We start from the raw sequence: 24,009 nt of genomic DNA on the forward strand, positions 1-24,009 counted from the left end.
CTTGTTAAAAAACGGTGCCATCACTGATGATTTGTATGGGGGGGGCTCCATGAATGCGTTTTTCTTTAGCAATACGTCGACCCGCTTCCCATGTCCCTCCCTGAAGAATTTTTGCCAGGGGTAGAGAATGTACATCTTGATGCAATTGCTTTCTGATAAGGTCGGCCAATTCATCCAACAGAGCTACAGTTAGAGCCCTCCATTCGACTATTGCTTCTGACCCCGGATCTTGTGGTTTGATTAATAACTCTTTATTTTTAACATGCAGAAGTTCAGAATCAATGAGTAATCCCCCATTTCTGTACTCAGGTAAACCTGTAAGTTGATCTAAATCAGTAACTTCAACACCGATTGCTTCCAGCGGTTCGATCAAAGAGTAGGTTAACCATTGAGATAATTTATGAAATGGCACGTATTCAGAGCCGGGTTTATTTGACTTTAATGCTTTATGGGTCCAAACATCGCCCAGGGAAATACCATGGAACGATAATCTGATGGGCCACACATCATTGAAGGCATTTAAGACCGCTTGAAATAGTGTTGGTGCAGGAAGGGTCTGTGCAGTTTTTAGTGAGATAACATACTCATAAAAATCGCCAAGCCTGCCATTTTTATCAAAATATCTGGGGTTTTTTTTCAATAGTTTTCCCAGTCTATTGAGTAATGCTACTCTACCTGATACGCCCTCAAGTGGATTCGTTGCTGAAACTTGAAAACAATCGAGCAAATTCTTTTCTTCAAAGGCTATTAAACGGTCTGCGTCTACGCGATAGGGTGTTTCCGGATTATTGCTGAGCACGCCACTTTGATACAAAGCTAAACTCGCCAGCGCAAGACCTTCTGAACGTGCGTATTCTTCACCAGTCAATTTATCTTTATAACGCCATAATGAACCAGCACCAGCATCCAGAAAGACACTGATAATGACCAGTTCAAAAAGTATTTTGCCCTGTTCATCTGAAGACATATGGCTTAAATTGTTATGCAACGTCTTAACTCGATCTATGCCTCCTGCCTCAAAATGACGCCATCTGCTGTGATAGGGCACCTTAAGATCAGGGTAATTCTGCATAATGACATCAATAATGTAAGACGCAGTGGGCATCATTTTTTCAGGATTTACAGCAAAAAAGTCCAATTGATCCTGTTTTGCCAAAGCTAACAATCGATGAGCCTGACTGCGAATGGTTGCCGGATCTTTCAGTGTTTGCAGAATTTTATATATTTGTTGTTCTTCGTTATTCATGAAGACCGCGCCCCTTAGGAAGAGCTAATTCATTAATATCAATGATGCCATCCGGTGAGTAATAGCCAGCAGCTCTTTTTGCATCCATTTCAACATTGGCATCTGGTGGTATGAGATCATTGGGTATTTTAACTCGTTCAACAATTTCTATTCCCGCCTTTTGTAAGGCTTCATACTTCATATTGGACATGGAAACAAAACGGTGTATTTTGGTGATTCCCAACCAGTGAATTATATCAGACATTAATTCCTGAAAACGCATATCCTGTGCACCTGCTACGCATTCAGTTCGTTCAAAATATTTAGCAGCCGTATCTCCACCTTTTTGCCTTTTGCGTGCGTTATAGACCAGAAACTTGGTGACTTCACCTAATGCTCTTCCTTCCTTGCGATTATACACAATGAGTCCCGCACCACCTCGTTGGGCTGATTCGATGCATAATTCGATTCCATGGGCCAGATAAGGTCGGCAGGTACAGATGTCTGATCCGAATACATCTGAGCCGTTACACTCGTCATGAATTCGGCAGGTTAATTCAATTTTGGGATCATGTATGGTGGTTACATCTCCAAAAAAATAAGCAGTTAAACCGCCAATTGGGGGCAGGAAGACATCCAGATCACTACGCGTGATTAATTCTGGGAACATACCTGCAGTTTGTTCAAATAAAGTTCGGCGTAATAAGGATTCTGAAATCTGGAAGCGTTCGGCAATTCCAGGTAAATACCACACTGGTTCTATAGCTGCTTTAGTTACCACTACATCGCCTGATTCACTTAAAATTTTTCCATCGGGTTTAAGTCGGCCTTTTTGAATTGCGGTATGTAATTCCGGGATATTGATGTGGGCTTTGGTAACTGCAATAGTAGGTCTGATGTCGTAACCTGCTTTAATTTCATCTTCAAAAACAGTAGCTACCATATGACCCCACGGGTCAAGAGAGATTATTTTTCCAGGCTCACTCCATTGTTTATGAGGTCCTATTGCTACTGGTGGAGTCGTATCGGTTAGGTCCGGTACATGTTCCGGATCGAGTACACCAGCAGCTACAGCAAGCGCTCTGTAAACAGAATAAGATCCTGAATGAGTTCCTATAACGTTTCTGTTTTTGATGTTAGTCAATGATGCTACAACGGGTCCTCTTTCTTTAGGATTTGCTTCACCCCATTTGATTTTTAATGGTGCAGCAGTATGTCCAGAAGGGTGTGACGATAAAACGATATGACCTTTGGTTTTTTTCTTAATCTCTTCGGGTATCATGGTACTAATTCCTTTAGTTTTAACCTGAATTCGGCAATTAAACCAGTACGAGACACTACATTCATGCCCCTTCTTACGATTTAATTGCCTGCTTCAGGTTCAATGAACTGAGAAAAGGCAGATTCCTGGTTCAGTAACACAGGACTTACGAAAAACCCCAAGGTCGAAGCAAAAGGAATTGGTGAAACGTCTCCATTTCCTCTGAAAGTTCGTCATCCTGAGCTCAAAGAAGGTTCTACTAAAGTCAGGCACCTTGCTTGGCTTAGGAGAGCGCTCACTTCATTCGAGATGACATCACTCGAATTGATTAAAATTCCTTTTAACGAAGAGTTTGGGTTTTTTTCGTAAGTCCCGAAAAATTATCATAGCAGAAGAGATCGTCGTGTAGAAGCCGGAGAAAGCGAATCCTTTTAATAATTGGTGAGGATCAGTATAACGATTCATTGCTTCTGTCCTGAGCGTCACAGGATAGAAGCAGTGAATTGTTGTACTGGCGTCTTATACGAAATCATCCAGCCAGTCATAAACCACGGCATTGGCGTATGAAATATTTCCAACCTGACAATGACCTCCTGCTCCTTCAAAATCACTGAACACATGCGTATCAGCCCCAGTCTGGGTACAAAATTCCCTGAATTGTTTTCCGGGTTCATCCCCTTCGCTCATTCCTAGAAGAGCCAGACAGGGTATTTTCAGCTGCGTTAATGAATCTCCTACGGTAAATTTTTGTAAATATTCGAAGGTTGCTTTAAAGGTATTTTGCCCAAATCGTCTGATGAGTTGTTCTGATTGCGCTTTAAGTTGAGGGGGCATTACTTCATCGGGAATTGATTGAAGATCATTGATTCCAAAATCATCTGAATCTGGCATCTTGCATGGATCCATAGTAACAAAGGAACACATGTAGGCGTGTAAATCCAGAATGGGTGAATTGGCGATGAGCGCTTTCACTCGAGGCTCATGGCTGGCCGCACGGGTAGCAAAATAACCACCAAAACTGATACCCATTAATGCAAGGCTGTTCATGTTAATTTCATACCGAGATTCAAAATAATCAATGACTCGTTTCACGACCTGTTCAAAATCGGGCTCAAAAAAGGTAGCCGGGTATTTTCTAAAAACATCCATTTGACCTGGCCCAGCGAAATGAATGACGTTGTATCCTCTCTCGAGAGCAGCTAAACCACGCATTAAGAATTCTTCTTCCAGCGTTCCATCAAATCCACTGACTATCATTAGGGTGTTGCGTTTTACCCCATCGTTAGCAGGAGAAATAAAATAGGCAGGAAGGTTAATCCCTTTGTAGGGAATGGAATGATTTTCAAAATGAAGATCCATATTGGAAATCGCGGTACAAAAACAATCCGCTGAATTTAATCCCAAGCGTCGGTGATGTTCTGAAGAGCACGGTGAATAATATTCTGCTGCACGATAAGAGTTAGAAGCTCTGAACAGTTGCTCTCTGCCACTGATTACATGATTTTTTACCAGCCGTTCCATACCGTCTTTTTTTTGCCATTCCGCCAGCCGTTCAAATTCTCGTACCCAATCTTCAGGTGTTCCATCCGGTATCTGATGAGCTATGCTCAGGCATTCACCTACAGAGGATGCTCTGTAGGTGCTAGAGCCTAACTGCCGGATAAGCTGAAAATCCATTTCAGCATCAATAAATCCCTTGACCCTGATCGCACCACGGCTAATATCACTCACTTTTGTTTCTCCATCAATCCCTGATTTGTTGGGAGTTAATTTGTTATGTTATCAAGAATGCTGCATTGAGATAAATGACATCCAGCAGCGCTTCTATTCTATAACCTGACGTCCGCAGGGTTAATATATTGTGTCTATACGGGTTCTCAATTGAAGCCATGAGACTGAGAAGTCAGTTCACTAATACAACTCTTCAGGCGTTTTGGTTTATCTTAATTCTAGGACATAACTAATAAATTGAACAAGGACTTTAAACTCGCTATGATAAGTCCTGTTCTCATTAATCGTGTTATTGTTCAGGAAGAATCGTTTTATGACTACCTTGATTGTCTGTTTGTTGATTGCCGTTATATTGCCCTATCTGGCCAAAATCCCTGTGGGTTATGCGATGCAGAAAGCGGGTGGTTATAATAATAATTATCCAAGAGAGCAGCAGGCAAAACTGGAGGGTTTTGGTGCCCGAGCTTTGGCAGCTCATCAAAATTGTTTTGAATCATTAGCAGTATTTTCAACAGCTGCCCTGACAGCTATCGCAACCAACCATGTAACTTCAAGCATTCAACTTCTAGCTATAGTGTATATAATTTGCCGAGTAATTTATAACATTCTTTATTTAATGGATTTAGCCGCTTTAAGATCAACGGTCTGGTTTATAAGCCTGGTTTCATGTATATCCATATTGTGGTTATGCATTCCTTAATCCTGATAAATATTTTGACCGGCCATTTTTTTGCATTTATCTGCTGAGTTCATGGTACATTGTGCACGACATGACGCAGGGGAAGCCATGCATATGGATTTGAGGCAGTCATCCATATTCTCATTAATGCAATCCTGTATGTTGATTTTTACAGGAATCATATACGGATTTGTTAAATCATCCGCATAACTCAGCATGGAGACCAGCAGAAGTATCTGAAGCATCAGATGTTTTATCACGAACATTTTAGTAATCCACAGTACTGTAGTTGTTCAATAATCCCGAGAAAACACATCCCGAATTCAACAAAGGAGTTCTTGAAAGGGCGCTCTGCCAGCGTTTGGAAATCCTTCATTGCGTTCATGATGACGAAATACCAGGATTTATCGAATAGTTACAAATAAATCACATAGAGTAATGATAGTACAATTGAGTTGGTTTGTGTCAATTGTTGGCTTTTTTATGCCATTGCAGACCTGAAAAGCTTACTCTTTCTGTCAGGCTTTGGTATGGTATGTAAAGAAGTACCAGATTTTTTACAAGGATGTGAATATGTCTGACTTACAACGATTACCTAATAAAATTCATCACTTTGTTTGGCATTTTATAAAACAAAGCCCCTGGACTTACTTTCTCTTTTTTATAGCGCCTGTAGCAATGATCCTGGAAAGTAATGTGATTCCTTACTCCTTAAAAATGATTGTCGATGGGATCTCGAATCATCAAGGTGGTCGAACATCCATTTTTCAGGAAATTGCTCCTGCCCTATGGTTAGGGGGTGGTGCCTGGTTCGGTTTTATACTGATTTTGCGTTTACAGAATTGGTGGCAGGCTTATATAGTTCCACAATTACAAGCCAATATTCGAATGACGGTATATGGCTATTTAATTCAACATTCACATCATTTTTTTTCAAATCAGCTCGCCGGGAATTTGGCCAATAAAATTAGTGACTTGCCAAGATCAATAGAAGCGATACGTAAAATTATTTCCTGGAATGTTCTGACTACCTTCGCAGCAATAATCGTGTCGATGATTTTTATGTTAACGATAAACAAATGGTTCGCATTGATTTTATTAACCTGGATCGTAGTTCAGCTAACAATCAGTTTGTATTCAGCAAAGCATATCAACACATTAGCCAAGCATAATTCAGAAGATAAAAGTGAGTTGAATGGAAAAATAGTTGATTCTTTAAGCAATATAAATACCGTGAAATTATTTGCCCAAAATGAATATGAAAAAAAATACATCTGGAATACTCAAAACAAGGAAATTCAGAGTAATAAACGATTGGTTCTGTTCATAAATTTATTTCGGCTTCTGGTCGATATACCAGTCAGTATCATGCTCGTTCTCATGATTTACTCAGTCGTCAGTTTTTGGCAAAGACAATTAATCAGTACCGGTGATTTGGTGTTTATTTTCACAACATCATTTGCCATCATGAATCAAATGTGGAACCTAAGTAATGCCTTGTCCGATCTTTTTATTGAAATCGGAATAGTGAAGCAGGCGTTGGCACTTTTATCCCTACCGATAGAAGTTAAAGATAAAGCGGATGCAAAAGAATTAAAGGTTACCCAAGGGGAAATCAGATTTGAGAACGTCACCTTTCATCATAAAGAAGGGCTTAAGTTATTCAATAATAAAACATTGATTATTCCAGCAAAACAAAAAGTAGGGTTGGTAGGTTATTCAGGTAGCGGTAAAACCACCTTTATTAATTTACTGCTGCGATATTTCGATATACAAAGCGGAAAAATACTGATTGATAATCAAGACATTAGTCAAGTAACCCAGTATTCACTTAGAAAAGCAATAAGCATGATTCCGCAAGACACTCATTTATTTCATCGTACCTTACTTGAAAACATAAAATACGGTAAAGAAGATTCATCAAAAGAAGAAGTATTCACCGCCTCCTATATGGCCAATTGCATTGATTTTGTTCAAAATCTGTCAAAGGGGTTCGATACCATGGTAGGCGAAAGAGGTACCAAGTTATCCGGAGGTCAAAGACAAAGGATAGCCATAGCACGAGCATTTCTACATCATACCTCAATCCTAGTTCTCGACGAAGCAACATCCCAACTCGATTCACTAACAGAAGAATACATCCAGGAATCATTAAAACCTCTCTGTGAAGATAAAACCACCATAGTAGTAGCCCACAGATTATCAACGCTCCTCAACATGGATAGAATCCTCGTCTTCGATAAAGGAGTAATAGTAGAAGACGGAACGCATCAAGAATTAATCGAGCAAAATGGTCTATACAAATCAATGTGGGATGCACAGACAGCAGGGTTCTTGCCGGAGGAGTTGAAAGAGGGCATCATTCGCAACGAGTTTGAACAGCCGTATTTGGCGCATCTTGAACTTTCTTAAGATCAAAAAAATGCTCATGTACTGGATGTACACTCCGCTTTTTTTGACCTTAAGAAAGTCCAACCTGCACTCAAATCCGACTGTTCAAAGGAGTCCGCATGTATTTGGCGCATCTTGAACTTTCTTAAGATCAAAAAAATGCTCATGTACTGGATGTACACTCCGCTTTTTTTGACCTTAAGAAAGTCCAACCTGCACTCAAATCCGACTGTTCAAAGGAGTTTCCTGGATTACGCGCTTCGCACTTCATCCAGGCTACTATCAGAAGTAGCCCGGATGAAGCATAGCGAAATCCGGGAAGCCTATGCGCAGCATGGTACCTTTTTACTCGGTGTCTGCTTCGCGGGGCTTCCTATTAATACAGAAATTCCTTAGCCTGTCGTCTATGGGGCACGATCCGACCTGTGTGTGCTAAATGCCTGTTTACTGTTACCTATGTGTCCGGTCATTTGTGTTAGCAATGAGACCGGGTTGGACCACTCTATAAAATATGTTCCAACTTGGCTGATTTTAATTGGTCGGAGTGACAGGAATTGAACCTGCGACCCCTGCCTCCCGAAGGCAGTGCTCTACCAGGCTGAGCTACACTCCGATAATTTTAGTGAGAGAGACTAACCGTTTACTCTTCTCTTAGTTTGATAGAATGAGACTAATTATTCAAGGATTGCTGCATCTCTTGCTGCGGTTCATTCCCATGCATCATGGTATTAATTCCGGAACCTAAAAAATCAACTAAATTGATTACCGGACTGGCTAGTCCAACAATGGCCGCTATCACGGAAAAAACTAAATGAATCACGGCATCTATAATATGTATTTTCGCTACGTGTGTATTTAATTGTGTTAAATCAACAATGGATTTTAATCCCAGGTATAAGGATGCTGTAGCCAGCTCCAGGGAGATAATTGTTAGGCATATAGGTGCGGTTACTATGCTTGCTCCTTGATATAAAAATTCTTTAGGAGATTTATAAGGATTAAAAAAAAGTGATTTTATGGGTGTTTTTTTATCTAATCGGACATGGTCAAATAGATTATTGGTAGTGCCGCATTGGTCAAATAAAAAAGTATTGAATTTTTTTATGAATTCCTGGAACGTCATAAGAACCTCAGACAAATAATTGATGCATTTCATCATACATGAATAATTGTCAACTTTTAAAGAGATATTATTGAATTCAGTCGAATGATTTTGAACAGTGCCCCTGAGAGGATAGATACCCCGATGAGTTAATAAATATTCCATTAATATATTTTAGTTGATGTCATTAAATAGTTCATGTATTATACATGTTACTTTATTTTTGATCTTATTGGGCTTTTAATGAATAAATTTTTGGCGATTATTTTACTTATCCCGGGTTTTTGTAGTGCCGCCAGTATAACAAATGCTATTGGAGGTGTTGGGCCTCAAGGCAGTGTCAAACCGTATATCTGTATTCAGGATCAGAATGGAGCTGTCACTTTGGCTTTGGCGGGCAATCAATCGGGTGATGCCAATAAAGCCTCAGGTAATGCCTATTATGCTGGAGCTACATTAAGATTTGGTGGTTGTACGCCAGCGAATACTTATCTTGGTTATGTTGGTTTTAGTATCAATGCTTCCGGTAATAATGCGGTAAGTAGTTATACACCTCCTGAAGGTATTCATATTGCCTATACAAATCCTGGTATAGACAGTAGCGGTGTTGTGACTGGCACGATTAATTATACTCCAATAGAAACCAATCTGAAGTTACCACAGGCTAAAGAAAATAATACCTGGGAATTCGCAGGTATTAACTTATCTGGTCTTGAATTTGGAACAGTAATTGATCCTGTTGTTGTTCCTAATCTTTCAGTACAAGATAGCTCAGGTAGTTTTTCCGATCTGCAGGAGATGCAATCATTTATTAACGCCGGCATGAACACTGCGCGTATACCCGTCAGTTGGGGGTACTTACAATTGGATGGGGCTGGAAAGGGAACAATCAATTTAGCATATTACACGAATTACATACGTCCATTGTTACAAACGTTAACTCATGCAAAGGTACATACTATTGTTGACCTGCATGCTTATATGCGTTACTCAAAATTTGGTGAAGAATATTCTGGATGCAGTGGTAGTGGTCCTTGTCCTGATGGAACGTTGATTCTGGATGAAAAGGCTTATCAATCAGTCTGGAGCCAGTTAGCTGAGTTGATGCAACAGGATCCATTAATAGATAAAGACTATTTATTAATTGATTTGGTTAATGAACCCGTTGCAGTTCCTGATGATAAGGTATTCACCATTCAGGCCTCTTTAATCAATATGCTGCGAAACCAGAATTTTACCGGTTATATTATGGTTGAAGGCAACAGCTGGTCTGGACTTCATTCCTGGAGCAGTTATCAGTGGAAAGGAAGTGATAATCAAATATATTCTAATGCTACATTATTTACTCGTGAACATTTTGCGAAAGCAGGTATTACTGATTTATCAAAAGTTCTTATTAATGTTCACCAATATTTAGATAGTGACTACAGTGGAACTCATGATGATTGTTTGCAGGATTTAACTACCACTGGCGATAATGGTTTTAATTTGAATGAATTTGTTGATTACTTGAATCAAAATCAGTTAAAAGCCATAGTGACCGAGTTGGGTACAGGAAGAAATGCAGCAAGTTGTAAAGCTCCATTGAATGAATTTATGATTTATCTAAAAGATAACTCAGCTAAAAATAAGGAATATGGTTTTGTAGGCTGGACTTTGTGGTCTGCAGGACATGGTTGGGGGAATTACAACCTGAGGGTTAAGCCGGATTCTTATCAGATGGATGTGGTTAAGGAACTCATTCAGTAGGCTCTGTTGACCAGATATAGTCAACACATCCTGGTTTATCTCAATTAAGGTAGTTAGCACTGAGTAATCAGGGCTATTACTTTGAGAAGGAATCATCTGTATTAAAGTAGCCATGGAAGGTGTTCATTATTTTGCTCCAAGCTTCCTTGCCTTTATAGCAACTCAAAATAGGCAAGGGGATTGAGAACTGTCCTGAATGAGCAGTGAAATAAAGAAAACAGTTCACAGAATTTCGTTTTTGCTCACAACCGTTTAATCAATCCAGCCTTGCGCAATTGGTTTTTAGAAATTCTAGTAATTTCGTTGCAAAGAAAAATTGGCCAGATCAATCAGGGCAGTTTTATACTCTGAATCTGCAAGGACATTAAGGGCAGACAGTGCCTTATCTACTTCTTCTGCTGCGATTTGTTTGGTATAGGCTATGGCATTTGTTTGTTCAATTGCCAACAGGATTTCGGGTAAATAGTCTAGGCTTCCCATTTTCAAGCTGTTTTTTATTTGTTCCTGTTGAGTAGGGGTACCATGCTGCAATGCATGAATTAAAGGAAGAGTTGCTTTACCGTCCGCTAAATCATCACCAATATTTTTACCCAGTGTCTCTGCATCGGAACAGTAATCCAGCGCATCATCAATAAGTTGAAACGCATTTCCCAGGTGCAATCCATAAGCATACAGACTATTTTGTACTTCAACGGGTGAATCAGAGAGAATGGGTCCTATACAGGCAGCAGCTGCAAAGAGTAGAGCGGTTTTAGAACGAATTACATCAAAATAATCTTCAAGACTCAATGAGGGATTATGGCGGTTGGCAAGTTGCTTGACCTCGCCACAACTAATTTGGTGCGATGTATTGGCTAAAAGGTTGAGAATCGCAGAAATACCTACTTCCACCATTAATTGTACTGATTGGGTAAACAAATAATCTCCGACCAGTACACTGGCTTTACTACCCCAAATGCTGTTAGCGGTTTGTCTACCTCTTCTTAAGGTGGATTCATCAACTACATCATCATGTAATAAAGTGGCCGTATGAAAAAATTCAACCATGGCAGCCAGAGAGATATGATTTGTACCTTTATAGCCGCAGGCATTGCTGGCTAGAAGCACCAGTAAAGGACGTAATCTCTTGCCACCACTCTCAACGATGTGATGGGACAGGTCATGAATTAAAACGATCTGTGATTGAATTTTATCAATAATCAAGTTATTAACCGCGTCAAAATCTTCACTAACCAAGGCGCGTATACGGTCAATAGTCATTCTTTATCCTCTACCAATTAATCAATGCATGCTAAGGTGGGATATGTTAATTGTCAAGTGGAAGAGGGAACTTGTAGTTTTATCAAGGAGAAGATGGAGAGTTATTACTCAATTCCTGAACAGTACTTTATCAGTACTTAAATCCTTTTAAACGTTAAAAGACGAATGCAAGGCCTATTGCCTTTGTTCATTATGGTTCGATTTCATTTTTTTATTTATGTACATGTTATTGTCAGCCAGATTTAGTAAGCTCTCTGCATTGGCTGCTTGATCCGGGTAAGTCGCTGTACCGATACTAATTGTACATATTAAGTCCATTTTTTTTATATGAAAGGGTTCAGAAAATTCCTGATCTATCCGCTTGAATATAACATCGGATATTGAATCATTTGGTTTATGAGTGATAACTGCGGTAAATTCATCCCCGCCTAATCGGGCGATAATATCTTTATTCCTAAAACAGTTTTGGAGTCTTTTTGCAACTTGTAATAACAGTATATCGCCTATTTCATGACCGTATTTATCATTTATTTTTTTAAATCCATCCAGATCCATAAAAAATAAAGTTACAGCGCTTTTTGTTGATTGAGACGAATCGAGAATATTTTGAAGGTGTGTATTAAAATACGCACGGTTCGGTAAATTGGTTAACGAATCATGAGTTGAAAGGTAATGAAATTTTTGTTTATCGGCATGGAGTAAGAAATTTTGCTCCTTTAATACGGCTTCATATAGTTTATTTTCTTTCAGTAAATTATATAGAACGGTAATTATGAGTAAAAAAATAAAAACATGATTTATATTTTCAATGAAGGGAAGATATTGTTCAGGTACCTGATATACAGGTGAAATATATTGGTAGATGAAGATTGTTACTATTGAAGCAGATAAGATACTGTAGAAAACTAATCCCTCAAGTCCTATTGTTGCAGCGGCGAGTATGGGCGATAGGTAGAACCATCCAAAATAGGAACTGGATATTCCACCTAAACATAAATTGCCAACCGTCATTATCAGCAGACATAAACTGTTAAGTATATGACCGCAAACGATAATGCTGTATTTCTTTTTAAGTAGTATCAAATTACACACAGTAACGCAGCTGGCAAAAAATAATGCATAGGCAATAATCCAAAAATGCAAATATATATTAAGTGCGGTGAAATTGACGCCAATGATTAAGAGTTCAACAGTGATCATAGTTAATAGATGGTATTTTCTATCGTATTCACTGGGAAGAGACAGTTTAGTTTTATGTTTGATAACTTCCTTTTTAACCCGTGCCATTTAATGACCTCAGATCCTGGATACAAAAAGAGGTAAATTACCTCATATCAATAAGTACAGTATAGAATATTATTTGTATAGTAAGGTGTAATTAATTGTATGGCCGTTGGTCATTGGAATTGGCCTATAAATTTATGGCTCACTTGTTGTTCAAGACAGGACTTTTTTAAATACATGTTAAAACTAGTACTATCCCTGGAGTTGTCAGTTGAGAGCGTCCCAAACGGGAAGTAATCACTGACTCATGATCAGCTCATAATTCCATTGTTTGGGTTAAAACACAACTTTAAAATCTTTTTATTTTGTTACTCTTTTATTTTTATACATTGAAGCGGAAGTGCATCACATCGCCATCACATACAATATAATCTTTCCCTTCCAGACGTAATTTCCCGGCCTCTTTGGCGCCCTGTTCGCCTCGACAGCTAATGAACGCTTCGTAAGCAATGACTTCTGCGCGGATAAAGCCTTTTTCAAAGTCTGTATGAATTACGCCAGCGGCTTGAGGTGCTGTTGCTCCCTTATGAATAGTCCAAGCTCTGACTTCTTTTACTCCAGCAGTGAAGTAGGTTTGTAACCCTAAAAGATCATAACCTGCTCTGATGACTTTGTTTAATCCTGGTTCGGTTAATCCCAAGTCTGCCATAAATTCTTTACGATCAGCATCTTCCAATTCTACCAGTTCAGATTCAGTTGCCGCGCATAAGGCGACAATGCGTGCATTTTCTTCGGCAGCAAGTTTTTGCACCTTTTCCAGTAAAGGATTATTTTCATAACCATCATCATCAACATTAGCTATATAAAGCACAGGTTTTGCAGTGAGTAAAAACAGACGACGCGTTATTTGTTCTTCTTCAGAAGAAAGGCCTAAAGTTCGAACGGGATACCCAGCATCCAGATGAGCTTTGATTTTCTCGAGAGTCTTCATTTCAAAAATAGCTTCTTTATTCCCGCTTCTGCTGTTTTTTCCGGCTTTTAACATGGCTTTTTCAAGTGTTTCCATATCTGCTAAAGCAAGTTCCGTGTTAATCACTTCTATATCGCTGAGTGGATCAACGCGTCCTTCTACGTGGATTACATCTGAATTTTCAAAGCAACGTACTACATGAGCAATCGCGTCAGTTTCACGAATGTTCGCCAGAAATTGATTGCCCAACCCTTCACCACTGGAAGCGCCTTTAACCAATCCTGCAATATCGACAAATTGCATGGTTGCAGGTAGAGCCTGTTGTGGTTTTACGATCTCACTTAAGGCATCCAGACGTGGATCAGGTACAGTAACTATGCCCACATTAGGCTCAATGGTACAAAATGGGTAGTTAGCCGCTTCTATACCTGCTTTGGTCAGAGCGTTGAAAAGGGTTGACTTTCCAACGTTAGGTAAACCAACGATACCGCATTTAAATCCCATGTGTACTACCTCTTAGCTACGTTCTAAATTATTTTGCAATCGTGCAGATTGGATGATTATTTAGAATTAAGTGTTTAAATGATTCATTGCTCTGGCTATATCTCCAGACAATACCAAAGGCATGACTGCAATGCCTCTATCTATAGCGTCATAAATTTGCTGTCTATCATCGACTGAAGGTTTGCTCAGTACAAATTGATGTACCAAGTCTCTATGTCCAGGATGACCAATGCCAATTCGTAATCGGTGAAACTCACTACTTCCTAACTGCGTAATAATGTCTCTTAAACCATTGTGACCACCATGGCCACCACCGGTTTTTATTTTTATACGCCCTACAGGTAAGTCCAGTTCATCATGCACAACCATTATTTCTTCTGGTTGAATTCGATAAAATTGGCTGATTGCCCTAGTTGGCAATCCACTGTGGTTCATAAAAGTTAAGGGTAAAACCAATTTGCACAAATTGTGATTGATTTCCAGATCAGCAATTTCTGCCTGCATTTTTTTATCTAATTTATAATGCGCACTGTGTCGTTGCGCCAGAGAATTAACCAACCAACCACCAGCATTATGCCTTGTTTGTTCATAGGCAGAGCCTGGATTGCGTAAACCGATGATAAGTTTAATGGCCATAGACTGTAATTTCTTAATATGTGTATCGGATTAATCGGGTAGCAGTTGAGCGTGTTTTCATGTACGTATCTTTACAGATAACCAGGTTGAATGAACTCTGGTTATCTGCAAGAAATTAAGCCAGAGTAAACCTTACTCTGCACTTTCCTCTTCATCAGTAGTAGGTACAGCAGAAGCAGGAACTGATGTTTCTTCTTCTTCAACCGAGCCGACTTTAGGTGCATGAATACTCACGACAGGAGCGTCATGACTTCCGTCTGTAACATCAACAGTCAGATGAACGCCTTTAGGCAGTTTCAGATTGGATAAGTGAACTACATCATTCATTCCTACATCAGTCATATCCACTTCAATGAACTCAGGTAAGTCTTTAGCCTGACAACGAATTTCAACTTGCGTCATGGTGTGGTTAATGATTCCACCTGCTTTTACGCCAGAAGATTTTTGTTCATTCGTGAAATGAATAGGAACGAGTTTGATTAGAATGTCTTTTGCAGAAACACGTTGTAAATCCATATGCATTACGATTGGCTTGTATGGATGACGTTGTAATGCTTTCAAAATCACGTGTTCAACTTTACCGTCAACAGAAATATCAAAAACACTGGAGTAAATACTTTCAGTTTCCAAGGCTTTAATTACTTTATTGTGTAGAAAGTGGATTGATTTTGGTTTTTTATCGCCGCCATAGATTACAGCGGGAACTTTATTCTCAAGACGACGTAGGCGGCGGCTCGCACCTTTCCCCATATCCGTTCTTGATTCAGCTTCTAAAAGAATTGTTGACATTATATACTCCAATAAATTTAAGGATCCCTTATTTAATCCGCGACCAGATTAAATACCCGAATACTCACTAAAAATGAGTAATTTAACCGGGAAAGGGTGAAGAAGTATACAATATTTTAAAATGAACTTGAAGTCATAGCCATAATTTCATAGAATATGGCACTTTATTGAAATTGTGATAGCCAATCAGGCGAGTTGGAGAATAGTTATGTATGCGGTAATCAAGACTGGCGGTAAGCAATATACCGTAAAAGAAGGTGATGTTTTAAAAATTGAATTGCTGCCTGAAGATGTTGGCAATGAGATCAAATTTTCAGAAGTACTGATGTTGGCAGATGGCGATAAAGTCGTGTGCGGCACTCCATTTATTGCTAAAGCAGTTGTTAAAGCTGAAGTACTTGATCATGGTCGTCACAAGAAAGTAAAAATTATTAAATTCCGTCGTCGTAAGCACCACATGAAACAAATGGGGCATAGACAATATTATTCGCAAGTTAAAATTACTGCGATAAGCAAGTAAGAGGGGATAGCAATGGCTCATAAGAAGGCAGGTGGTAGTACTCGTAATGGCCGCGATTCGAATCCAAAGTTTCTTGGTGTAAAGCGTTTCGGTGGTCAATTTGTAAATGCGGGTGAAATTATTGTAAGACAACGTGGTACACGTTTCCATCCTGGAACAGGAGTTGGTTGTGGCCGTGATCATACTCTGTATGCCCTGGTTGAAGGTTTGGTACAATTTACCGTCAAGGGTGAAAAGAATCGCAAATACGTTACGATAGTTGCCGAACAAAAAGAAGAAGCTGCAAGTTAATTTGCATCAGTACATCATTATCTGTAAGAAGATTGCGGAACTTTAGATGTATTAAAAAGTGATTTCAGTATATAGGATATAGCAAATTGTTTGTAGTACCTATTTTTGATGGTATCTAGAACGTTACGATATTTGTCATCCAGTTTATAACCCCGGTAACGGGGTTTTTTTTTAGTTTTAAGGTTGGTCATGAGATTCGTCGATGAAGCAATTATTAAGGTAGACGCCGGTAATGGTGGAAATGGTTGCGTCAGTTTCAGGCGTGAAAAATTTATACCCCGTGGTGGTCCCGATGGTGGTGATGGTGGGGATGGGGGTAGTGTTTATTTTGAAGCGAGCAGTGATTTAAACACCCTGGTTGATTTTCGTTATATGCGCCATTATAAAGCAGAGAATGGCCAGCAAGGGATGGGTGGTAACTGCAGTGGAAAAAAAGGAGCTGACCTGATTATAAAGGTTCCTGTTGGCACTATGGTTTATGATATCGATACAGGAGAGTTGCTGGGAGATATTAATAAACCCGGAGAACCTGTACTTATTGCCCAGGGCGGATTTCACGGATTGGGAAATACGCGATATAAAAGCAGTGTTAATCGTTCTCCAAGACAATCCAGTCCCGGCAGTCCTGGAGAGTGTCGGCATTTACGCCTGGAATTGCGCGTTTTAGCTGATGTGGGTTTGTTAGGACTTCCAAATGCAGGAAAATCCACGTTAATTCGCGCAGTTTCCAGTTCAAAAGCTAAAGTTGCTGATTATCCATTTACTACATTGCATCCGGGTTTAGGTGTTGTTAGTGTCTCTTCACACAAGAGCTTTGTGATGGCGGATATTCCCGGACTAATTGAAGGTGCTGCAATGGGCGCGGGACTGGGGCATCGATTTTTAAAACATCTTTCTCGTACCTGTGTTTTATTGCATGTAATCGATGTTGCTCCTCTTGATGATAGCGATCCGGTAGCGTCTGCAAAGGCCATTATTAACGAGTTAGGTGAATACAGCCCGGAACTGCTGAATAAACCTCGCTGGCTGGTTTTGAATAAAATCGATATGTTACCTGATGAAGCCAGTCGACAGGAACGAATTGAGGCCATCGTAAAAGGTCTGAAATGGAACGATAAAGTGTTTGCCATTTCAGCGATTAGTGGCCAGGGAACTCAACAACTCTGTTACTCATTGATGCAATTGATTGATGAGATGAAAGAGTCGGAAGCTTAACCACTCAGCCGCATAATAGACTACCAGAGGACTGCGATAAGGTATCTGGTGTGTCTCTCCTCCTTCCTGGATTTGATTGCTGTAGTGAATGGTTAATTGCGTTGTACCTTTTGGTGGCTGTTGCAACCAATACTCTTCCAGACCACTAAGATGAAAATGTACTTGAGTGGATCTCAGATTATGAAAGTTAATTAGGTGCTGATTGCCTGGCCTTATTAATAGAGATTGTAATAAGCCTTCAGTGGCTTCATCAATTATGGTTATGGGTTCATTATTTTTTATTATCAGTTCTCTTAGATTATCGGAGGCTTTTTTGTCAATGGAAGCAATAATATGCGGTGACAGAATAGGATCGATAATTCCTTTAATTTTATCAACCATATCACTGGTACATCGAACTTTGAATTCGATATAGGGGACGTCCAGGCGGTATCCGGTTTGACAATCTATATCAGCCAGGGCCTCTTCCAGAGTCTGTGCTATTTCGCTTTCCGCCAATCCAAAAATGCGCCATTTAATAATCTGTTTGGTACTGCGTTCCATTTTCAGAAGGAAAGGAAGGGCATGGTTATTGAACATTGGCAGACATTCTCGAGGAGGTCCAGGCAGCATGATAAAAATTCTATTATTCCATTGATAATAGCACCCCACAGCACTTCCGTTAGGGTTGGGCAGTATTCTGGCTTGTGATGGAAAAAGGCATTGTTGTAAATTTCCTTCGTTAATCACTACCTGGGCGGAGTGCAGCCGTTTCTTGATATGATCCAAAGCCTCAGCATGCTGGACTAAAACATCCCCCGTGTATTTAGCCAACGCAAATCGGGTCAGATCATCTGTTGTTGGTCCAAGCCCACCAATTATTATAATAATCTCGTGGTTTTTTGCTAAAAATTCCAAACAGTTTACAATGTCCGTTTCTTTATCACTGCACGCCATCTGTAATCCCAGAGATAAACCTTCTGAACACAGGATATGCGCGATATCATGGCTGTTGGTATTGAGGGTGTCACCATGAACTATTTCATCTCCTGTAGCTAAAATGGCAATGGTCATTTATTTTTCCAATGTTAAAATTGATAATTAGAATTCTATAGCAGAATTTAAAAAATAAGTAATAATTATTAACAGGAGGTTGACATTTAGGGGCTGGTTGGGTAATTACTAAATCAAGATTTTTATTTCAGGACTTATGAAAAGCTCCCAATCTCAAAGTTAAATGGAATTTTTAATCGGGTCATTTAGATTATCTAAACTACCTTTTTAAAAATTTAAGTTACCTTGATCTTGGGTTTTTGCGTAGTTCCTGTATTTATCTCCCTAAGTTGTCATCCCGAAAGCATCTTGGGTTTTCTCCAGTGTGTGACAGAGATTATTCTTAATACCGAGAATTTAGCCACATTGTGTAGCGGTTGGATGGACAATATCTGGTGTAGTTGAAATATAAATGAGTGAAGGAGAAGTTATGGTGTTTGAAAGTCGTTATGTTGCACATGTTCCTAACGCTCAGGGTATAGTAAATTATTCGACAGAAGAAAACAGAATCTGGAATATATTATTTGAAAGACAAATGAAATTATTACCAGGTAGAGCCTGTGATGAGTTTTTGGCTGGTTTAACTACTTTGGGAATCACTGCGAATGCAATTCCTCAACTTCCTGAAGTGAGCCAAAAATTAAAGGAAAAAACAGGATGGCAGGTAGCTCCGGTCGCTGCATTGATTTCAGCACGAGAGTTCTTTGAGCTTTTGTCAAATAAATACTTTCCTGCAGCCACTTTTATACGCTGCCAAGAAGAATTGGATTATGTACAGGAACCCGATATATTCCATGAAATTTTTGGCCATTGCCCTATGTTAACTGACAAGGTATACGCTGATTTTATTCATGATTATGCCTGTAAGGTTTTAACCTTTCCAGAGGCTGATTGGCCTTTATTGCAACGTATGTTCTGGTTTACAGTTGAGTTCGGTTTGATTCATACATCGAAAGGTTTAAGAGCTTATGGCGGAGGAATTTTATCGTCCATTAGTGAAACCGTTTATAGTGTAGAAAGCGATATTCCTCTTCGTGTTCGGTTTGAACCTGTTGCCGCATTTCGAATGCCCTATCGAATTGATATGCTACAGCCGGTTTACTTTGTTATAGATGATTATCAGACCTTATATACTTTTGTATCGTCTAACATCAATGAATTATTGGAACGAACACGACAGCTAGGAGAGTATCCTCCCTTTTTTGAAGTGGATCCTGATAATCCGAATATTCATATCAGAGCCTGTTAGCAGGGGTCTCAGTTCATGATATGGAGTAGAGAGTAACGTTGTAATTTTTTAATAACTACGGAAAACGTCATTCCGAACGCGGGGTGGGAACTCCTGAACGTGATGCCCTCCTGCATCACTATGTTCGGCAAGATCCTATTTCCCTGACTTATTGAGAATTTACTGACGCTTTTTGTATCGGTTACGAAGCATAAGGAATAGGCTGTCTATGTATTGTAATGATAGAAGAGTCTTGTTAACATCGACCAACACACTTTGTTCATTGACTGGTTGGTCAAGGAGCATCATTTGATTAAAGTATTAATTGTTGATGACCATGCATTGGTTAGAATGGGTATTCGACGATTGCTTGAAGACATGTCGGATGTAGATGTAGTTGCGGATGCTGAGAGCGGTGAGCAGGCCTTGGCATTTGTCAAAACTCATAACCCTGATGTAGTTCTTTTAGATATGAAGATGCCTGGAATTGACGGTTGGGAAGTTACTCGTCGCTTAAAAAAATCAAATCCTCACATAAAGGTCATTGCGGTGACTGCAATGTGTACAGATCCTCTGCCTACCCGCGTTTTGCAATTAGGTGCCATGGGGTATCTGACTAAAGAGTCAGGAGCTGAAGAAATGGCAGCTGCAATCCGTAAAGTAGCTAAAGGTGAAAAGTACCTTAGTGCCGAAATTGCTCAAAAAATGGCAATTAATAGTCTGCAGGATGCTCAGGACTCGCCCTTTGATATGTTGTCAGAGCGAGAAATGCAAGTCATGCTGATGATTACCAGCGGGATGAATGTGCAGGATATAGCAGATCGTTTGTTTTTAAGCAGCAAAACCATCAATGGTTACAGATATCGTATGTTTGAAAAGTTAGGAATAAAAAACGATGTGGAGCTTACCTATTTGGCGATGAAACACAGAGTCATTGAACATCCTAATGATATAATTCAAGATGATTAAACTGGAAATTCGACGCAAATTTTGTAACGGAACTCCGGTTTAATTGTGTTTTAAAGTAGCAACAAAGTCCCTCAGAATACGCTATGATGCTATATAATTATCTAATTTTTGTAGTTTATGAATATTAAGCAGCCTTCCGCTGAGTTAACTCTATTTCTTAGTAAACTACCTGGTGATCCGGGTATTTATCGCATGCTTGATGAGGCAGGTACGGTTTTATATGTAGGTAAAGCGTCCAATCTTAAAAAGAGAGTGAGTAGTTATTTTAGTAAACAGAATACGGCGGTTAAAACACGATCCCTGGTAAGTCAAATTGCATCAATTGAAATTTCAGTAACCAGAAGTGAGACAGAAGCATTATTACTGGAAAGTAATCTTATAAAATCGTTAAGACCAAAATACAATATATTGCTTCGTGATGATAAGTCCTATCCCTACATTCATATTTCGAGTCATCCTGAATTTCCTCGTATTGAAAGTTATCGAAGTAAAAAAAAGCCAGTATCTGGTCTTTTTTTTGGCCCATACCCCAATGGCACTGCAGTAAAAGATACCATTCTGACCATACAAAAAGTATTCAAGATTCGAAATTGTCGGGACAGTTATTTCAATGCCCGTTCACGTCCTTGTTTGCAATATCAGATTAAACGTTGTACTGCACCTTGTGTCGCATATATAAGTCCTGAAGCTTATCGACAGTCCGTAGATGATGCCATGCGATTTTTGCAGGGTAAGTGTCAGATAATCCTGGATGAACTGACGGAACGTATGGAACAAGCCGTTGATCAGCTTAATTTTGAAGCGGCTGCAGTATTTCGTGATCAGATTAAAAATCTACGGCTGGTACAGGAGCAGCAAGCAGTGGTTCAGCTCAAAGGAGATGCCGATGTAATCGCCATCGAAGTACGCCCCGGTTTTGCCTGTATTCAGTGCGTTACGATTCGAGAAGGACAGGTATTAGCCAGTCGAAGTTTTTTTCCTTCAGTACCCAATAAGGGATTGAATGAGGAACTGGATGCTGAGGAGTTATGGCAACAAACATTTGAAGCCTTTGTTGGTTTTTACTATTTGGATTCCGTTGATAGAATCCCTGCTTTAATTATTACGAACAAAACTCTGTTGGATCATCATTCTTTAGAGGAAGTGCTGACTGATAAACGGGGTAAATCCTGTACGATACAAATTAATCCGCGCGGTATTAAATCCCGATGGATGGATTTTGCTGTAAACAATCTCCGAATCTCTATAGCAGAATACGTCAGTCAACACTCTACGATTAAGTCCAGATATCAGGCTTTGGAGAAATTATTATCGCTTGAAAAGCACATCGAGCGAATGGAATGTTTCGATATAAGTCATACCCAGGGAGAGGCAACTATAGCGTCCTGTGTGGTTTTTGATGAAGAGGGGCCATGTACTAAAGAATACAGGCGATTTAATATTGAGGGGATAACACCTGGTGATGATTATGCTGCCATGGAGCAAGCCGTTACGCGAAGATTCAAACGATTAATAGAAGCTCAATCATTACCTGATGTATTAATCATTGATGGTGGAAAGGGGCAGGTTGCCGTGGTAAAACGGGTTTTAGAGTCCTTGAAGGTACATGATATGATTTTGTTGGGTGTTGCAAAAGGGCCATCCCGTAAAGCCGGTTGGGAAAAACTGATTTTGGTTAATGAAGATCGAGAGTTTACCTTACCTGAGGATTCAAAAGCACTGCATCTCCTCCAACATATTCGGGATGAAGCACATCGATTTGCGATCACGGCTCATCGTAAAAAAAGACAAAAAGCCCGACTCGATTCTACCCTTGAGAGCATTGAGGGAGTAGGCGCAAAACGCCGACAGGCATTACTGCATCGATTTGGTGGTTTACGGGAATTGTCCAAAGCATCCATAGAAGAAATCAGCAAGGTTCAGGGCATCAGTGAACATTTAGCGATGCGGATTTATCAGTATTTTCATGGTTAACCCGCTGGACAGTATGCTATCAACCGCCCAATTTAGGTTTATCGTGCTGATCCTGAGCATCATGAGATTTATCAGAATTAGAGGGCGTATTTTCTTTTTTTGCAGGTAAGGGATTAAAGAAGTTCAGCAAGCTTCCAATGATATGCCCAAAGATGGTATCCGATGAAGTAAAGCGTTTAACTTGACTCACGGGTTCATCAACAGATATTAAAATTTTATCGATATAGGTATGACAATCATTGATGCCTACTTCGTAACGATTATAAAATTTTAATATATTACTAAGACGAACTTCATATTGTTCTTGTAAAATTTTGTGCATGGAAAGCATCCTGATTAACTGTTCTCCTGTAGTTTCTCTGGATTCTTGTTGGGAAAATTCTGTTACATCATTAGATGGTATTCCTAGCTCTATAAGTTTGGGCTTATCAACAACATCATTGATTGTAAATTTAATGAAACTATGGTGACCCAGCGAGCCTTTTAATTTGGGACTTAAAAATTCAGCTTCGATTCCCAAAATTTCATATTTTTGTTTTGTTTTCAAGAACGCGTTAAACTGTTCTGCATCACCGGAAAAATACTCCTTCAGAACCTCATCTTTTATCTCCTCCATGTAATCATGGTTTATAGAGGTAAATAGAGATTCAAATGAAGTTTCCAGTTTCCTGACTGCATGTCGGATAAGTCGAGTTTCACCTTCTTTAAGTAGCGAGTGAGGAGCGCGGTTACCTATAACAAGTCCAACAATGAATCCCGTGAATGCTCCTATGAATAAACCCGTAGGTAATCGGAAATTCTTAATATCGCTAAGGGTTAACGAAATGGATCCTACCACAGCGCCAATAATACCGGTGACTAAACCAATTATAAATCCACCAAGGTTCAGAAGCGCTTGTCTGGATTTATATAAGATACCATTTGCCCCCGTTTCCTTAATCAATGCACTGTAATTTATTGAAATTTGTTTTATGGCTTCAAATCGCTCTTTTAAGGATAACTCAGCATTTTTAATGTCGTTTATATTTTTAATAAGTGAAATTAATTGACGCGCGATAGGTTCAAGTTGTTCTGCAGAACGATCTGATGTCGCGAGATTCTCAAAGAGAGGCAATAAATAATATTTACCTTCGAATTCATTGCAACTATCAATTAATAGTTTTAATTCTTTTTGTGTTTCAGAATGTAATGACACGATAGAGTTCCTTGGTAAAATTACAGTAATTTATTCTTATGAGTTTAGACAATCCTGTTATAAT

The 24,009-nt window shown here is 39.4% G+C and carries 21 protein-coding genes and 1 tRNA gene; 9 read left to right on the plus strand and 13 right to left on the minus strand.

The window, feature by feature from the left end; all coding sequences use genetic code 11:
• Positions 1-4 precede the first annotated feature (4 nt).
• The 3 genes from IZU94_RS10975 to IZU94_RS10985 all read right to left on the minus strand — a co-directional run bounded on the left by IZU94_RS10975 (position 5) and on the right by IZU94_RS10985 (position 4,217).
• Positions 5-1,246: a URC4/urg3 family protein gene (locus tag IZU94_RS10975; RefSeq protein ID WP_203110598.1), complete on the minus strand. Its 1,242-nt coding sequence runs from the start codon at positions 1,244-1,246 to the stop codon at positions 5-7.
• Positions 1,239-2,507, minus strand: a complete 1,269-nt coding sequence (locus tag IZU94_RS10980) for a GTP cyclohydrolase II (RefSeq protein WP_203110600.1) — start codon at positions 2,505-2,507, stop codon at positions 1,239-1,241. Before IZU94_RS10980 ends, IZU94_RS10975 begins: the two co-directional genes overlap by 8 nt.
• Positions 2,508-3,005: 498 nt before the next feature.
• Entirely contained in the window at positions 3,006-4,217 is a 1,212-nt protein-coding gene (locus IZU94_RS10985; RefSeq protein ID WP_203110602.1) for an alpha/beta hydrolase, read from the minus strand.
• Between the two features lie 313 nt (positions 4,218-4,530).
• Here IZU94_RS10985 and IZU94_RS10990 point away from each other — a divergent pair, with 313 nt between their 5' ends.
• Positions 4,531-4,917, plus strand: a complete 387-nt coding sequence (locus IZU94_RS10990; protein ID WP_203110604.1) for an MAPEG family protein — start codon at positions 4,531-4,533, stop codon at positions 4,915-4,917.
• Here the strand turns inward: IZU94_RS10990 and IZU94_RS10995 are convergent.
• On the minus strand, positions 4,914-5,162 hold the full coding sequence (locus IZU94_RS10995; protein WP_203110605.1) for a hypothetical protein: 249 nt from the start codon (positions 5,160-5,162) through the stop codon (positions 4,914-4,916). The genes IZU94_RS10990 and IZU94_RS10995 overlap by 4 nt on opposite strands.
• Positions 5,163-5,469: 307 nt before the next feature.
• Here IZU94_RS10995 and IZU94_RS11000 point away from each other — a divergent pair, with 307 nt between their 5' ends.
• Positions 5,470-7,308, plus strand: coding sequence for an ABC transporter ATP-binding protein (locus IZU94_RS11000; protein ID WP_203110606.1), 1,839 nt, complete (start codon positions 5,470-5,472; stop codon positions 7,306-7,308).
• A gap of 515 nt (positions 7,309-7,823) precedes the next feature.
• Here IZU94_RS11000 and IZU94_RS11005 read toward each other — a convergent pair.
• Both IZU94_RS11005 and IZU94_RS11010 read right to left on the minus strand, forming a co-directional pair.
• Positions 7,824-7,900, minus strand: a tRNA-Pro gene (locus IZU94_RS11005).
• 57 nt (positions 7,901-7,957) lie between these two features.
• Positions 7,958-8,410: a hypothetical protein gene (locus tag IZU94_RS11010; protein WP_203110607.1), complete on the minus strand. Its 453-nt coding sequence runs from the start codon at positions 8,408-8,410 to the stop codon at positions 7,958-7,960.
• Between the two features lie 222 nt (positions 8,411-8,632).
• Here IZU94_RS11010 and IZU94_RS11015 point away from each other — a divergent pair, with 222 nt between their 5' ends.
• Positions 8,633-10,138, plus strand: a complete 1,506-nt coding sequence (locus IZU94_RS11015; protein ID WP_203110608.1) for a glycoside hydrolase family 5 protein — start codon at positions 8,633-8,635, stop codon at positions 10,136-10,138.
• Between the two features lie 291 nt (positions 10,139-10,429).
• Here IZU94_RS11015 and IZU94_RS11020 read toward each other — a convergent pair whose 3' ends face one another.
• From IZU94_RS11020 to IZU94_RS11040, 5 genes are all read right to left on the minus strand, one after another.
• Positions 10,430-11,398: a polyprenyl synthetase family protein gene (locus IZU94_RS11020; RefSeq protein ID WP_203110609.1), complete on the minus strand. Its 969-nt coding sequence runs from the start codon at positions 11,396-11,398 to the stop codon at positions 10,430-10,432.
• A gap of 174 nt (positions 11,399-11,572) precedes the next feature.
• Positions 11,573-12,685 (minus strand): GGDEF domain-containing protein, encoded by a 1,113-nt coding sequence (locus tag IZU94_RS11025; protein ID WP_203110610.1) that lies wholly within the window; start codon positions 12,683-12,685, stop codon positions 11,573-11,575.
• A 319-nt stretch (positions 12,686-13,004) separates the two neighbouring features.
• A complete protein-coding gene (ychF, locus tag IZU94_RS11030; protein WP_203110612.1) occupies positions 13,005-14,096 on the minus strand; it encodes a redox-regulated ATPase YchF in 1,092 nt (363 codons plus the stop codon).
• Between the two features lie 66 nt (positions 14,097-14,162).
• Positions 14,163-14,732: an aminoacyl-tRNA hydrolase gene (pth, locus tag IZU94_RS11035; protein WP_203110614.1), complete on the minus strand. Its 570-nt coding sequence runs from the start codon at positions 14,730-14,732 to the stop codon at positions 14,163-14,165.
• 132 nt (positions 14,733-14,864) lie between these two features.
• Positions 14,865-15,521: a 50S ribosomal protein L25/general stress protein Ctc gene (locus IZU94_RS11040; protein ID WP_203110616.1), complete on the minus strand. Its 657-nt coding sequence runs from the start codon at positions 15,519-15,521 to the stop codon at positions 14,865-14,867.
• 208 nt (positions 15,522-15,729) lie between these two features.
• Between IZU94_RS11040 and rplU the strand changes: the two genes are divergently transcribed.
• The 3 genes from rplU (at position 15,730) to cgtA (ending at position 17,547) form a co-directional block, all read left to right on the plus strand.
• Positions 15,730-16,041, plus strand: coding sequence for a 50S ribosomal protein L21 (rplU, locus tag IZU94_RS11045; protein WP_058474356.1), 312 nt, complete (start codon positions 15,730-15,732; stop codon positions 16,039-16,041).
• A gap of 12 nt (positions 16,042-16,053) precedes the next feature.
• Positions 16,054-16,332, plus strand: a complete 279-nt coding sequence (rpmA, locus tag IZU94_RS11050) for a 50S ribosomal protein L27 (RefSeq protein WP_058474357.1) — start codon at positions 16,054-16,056, stop codon at positions 16,330-16,332.
• Between the two features lie 189 nt (positions 16,333-16,521).
• Complete coding sequence (cgtA, locus tag IZU94_RS11055; protein ID WP_203110618.1) at positions 16,522-17,547, plus strand: Obg family GTPase CgtA; 1,026 nt, start codon at positions 16,522-16,524, stop codon at positions 17,545-17,547.
• Here cgtA and IZU94_RS11060 read toward each other — a convergent pair.
• Complete coding sequence (locus tag IZU94_RS11060) at positions 17,503-18,600, minus strand: competence/damage-inducible protein A (protein ID WP_203110620.1); 1,098 nt, start codon at positions 18,598-18,600, stop codon at positions 17,503-17,505. The two genes, cgtA and IZU94_RS11060, sit on opposite strands and share 45 nt — an antisense overlap.
• A 409-nt stretch (positions 18,601-19,009) precedes the next feature.
• On the opposite strand from IZU94_RS11060, the gene phhA reads away from it, so the two are divergent.
• The 3 genes from phhA (at position 19,010) to uvrC (ending at position 22,750) form a co-directional block, all read left to right on the plus strand.
• Positions 19,010-19,828, plus strand: a complete 819-nt coding sequence (phhA, locus tag IZU94_RS11065; protein ID WP_203110622.1) for a phenylalanine 4-monooxygenase — start codon at positions 19,010-19,012, stop codon at positions 19,826-19,828.
• Positions 19,829-20,116: 288 nt separating this feature from the next.
• Positions 20,117-20,776: a two-component system response regulator LetA gene (letA, locus tag IZU94_RS11070; protein WP_203110624.1), complete on the plus strand. Its 660-nt coding sequence runs from the start codon at positions 20,117-20,119 to the stop codon at positions 20,774-20,776.
• Between the two features lie 117 nt (positions 20,777-20,893).
• Complete coding sequence (gene uvrC, locus IZU94_RS11075; RefSeq protein ID WP_203110626.1) at positions 20,894-22,750, plus strand: excinuclease ABC subunit UvrC; 1,857 nt, start codon at positions 20,894-20,896, stop codon at positions 22,748-22,750.
• 19 nt (positions 22,751-22,769) lie between these two features.
• Here uvrC and IZU94_RS11080 read toward each other — a convergent pair whose 3' ends face one another.
• Entirely contained in the window at positions 22,770-23,945 is a 1,176-nt protein-coding gene (locus IZU94_RS11080) for a GlsB/YeaQ/YmgE family stress response membrane protein (RefSeq protein WP_203110628.1), read from the minus strand.
• Positions 23,946-24,009: the final 64 nt, after the last annotated feature.

The organism is Legionella bononiensis, from assembly GCF_016786215.1.
Classification (GTDB): Bacteria; Pseudomonadota; Gammaproteobacteria; order Legionellales; family Legionellaceae; genus Legionella; species Legionella bononiensis.

Excerpts from the sequence above, each read along its gene's own strand:
- phhA (WP_203110622.1), top strand. The coding sequence starts at position 19,010 with ATGGTGTTTGAAAGTCGTTATGTTGCACATGTTCCTAACGCTCAGGGT.
- IZU94_RS10995 (WP_203110605.1), bottom strand. The coding sequence starts at position 5,162 with ATGTTCGTGATAAAACATCTGATGCTTCAGATACTTCTGCTGGTCTCC.
- IZU94_RS11025 (WP_203110610.1), bottom strand. The coding sequence starts at position 12,685 with ATGGCACGGGTTAAAAAGGAAGTTATCAAACATAAAACTAAACTGTCT.
- IZU94_RS11015 (WP_203110608.1), top strand. The coding sequence starts at position 8,633 with ATGAATAAATTTTTGGCGATTATTTTACTTATCCCGGGTTTTTGTAGT.
- IZU94_RS11040 (WP_203110616.1), bottom strand. The coding sequence starts at position 15,521 with ATGTCAACAATTCTTTTAGAAGCTGAATCAAGAACGGATATGGGGAAA.
- IZU94_RS11060 (WP_203110620.1), bottom strand. The coding sequence starts at position 18,600 with ATGACCATTGCCATTTTAGCTACAGGAGATGAAATAGTTCATGGTGAC.
- rplU (WP_058474356.1), top strand. The coding sequence starts at position 15,730 with ATGTATGCGGTAATCAAGACTGGCGGTAAGCAATATACCGTAAAAGAA.
- uvrC (WP_203110626.1), top strand. The coding sequence starts at position 20,894 with ATGAATATTAAGCAGCCTTCCGCTGAGTTAACTCTATTTCTTAGTAAA.
- IZU94_RS10980 (WP_203110600.1), bottom strand. The coding sequence starts at position 2,507 with ATGATACCCGAAGAGATTAAGAAAAAAACCAAAGGTCATATCGTTTTA.
- cgtA (WP_203110618.1), top strand. The coding sequence starts at position 16,522 with ATGAGATTCGTCGATGAAGCAATTATTAAGGTAGACGCCGGTAATGGT.
- rpmA (WP_058474357.1), top strand. The coding sequence starts at position 16,054 with ATGGCTCATAAGAAGGCAGGTGGTAGTACTCGTAATGGCCGCGATTCG.
- IZU94_RS11000 (WP_203110606.1), top strand. The coding sequence starts at position 5,470 with ATGTCTGACTTACAACGATTACCTAATAAAATTCATCACTTTGTTTGG.
- IZU94_RS11020 (WP_203110609.1), bottom strand. The coding sequence starts at position 11,398 with ATGACTATTGACCGTATACGCGCCTTGGTTAGTGAAGATTTTGACGCG.
- pth (WP_203110614.1), bottom strand. The coding sequence starts at position 14,732 with ATGGCCATTAAACTTATCATCGGTTTACGCAATCCAGGCTCTGCCTAT.
- ychF (WP_203110612.1), bottom strand. The coding sequence starts at position 14,096 with ATGGGATTTAAATGCGGTATCGTTGGTTTACCTAACGTTGGAAAGTCA.
- IZU94_RS10975 (WP_203110598.1), bottom strand. The coding sequence starts at position 1,246 with ATGAATAACGAAGAACAACAAATATATAAAATTCTGCAAACACTGAAA.
- IZU94_RS11010 (WP_203110607.1), bottom strand. The coding sequence starts at position 8,410 with ATGACGTTCCAGGAATTCATAAAAAAATTCAATACTTTTTTATTTGAC.
- IZU94_RS10990 (WP_203110604.1), top strand. The coding sequence starts at position 4,531 with ATGACTACCTTGATTGTCTGTTTGTTGATTGCCGTTATATTGCCCTAT.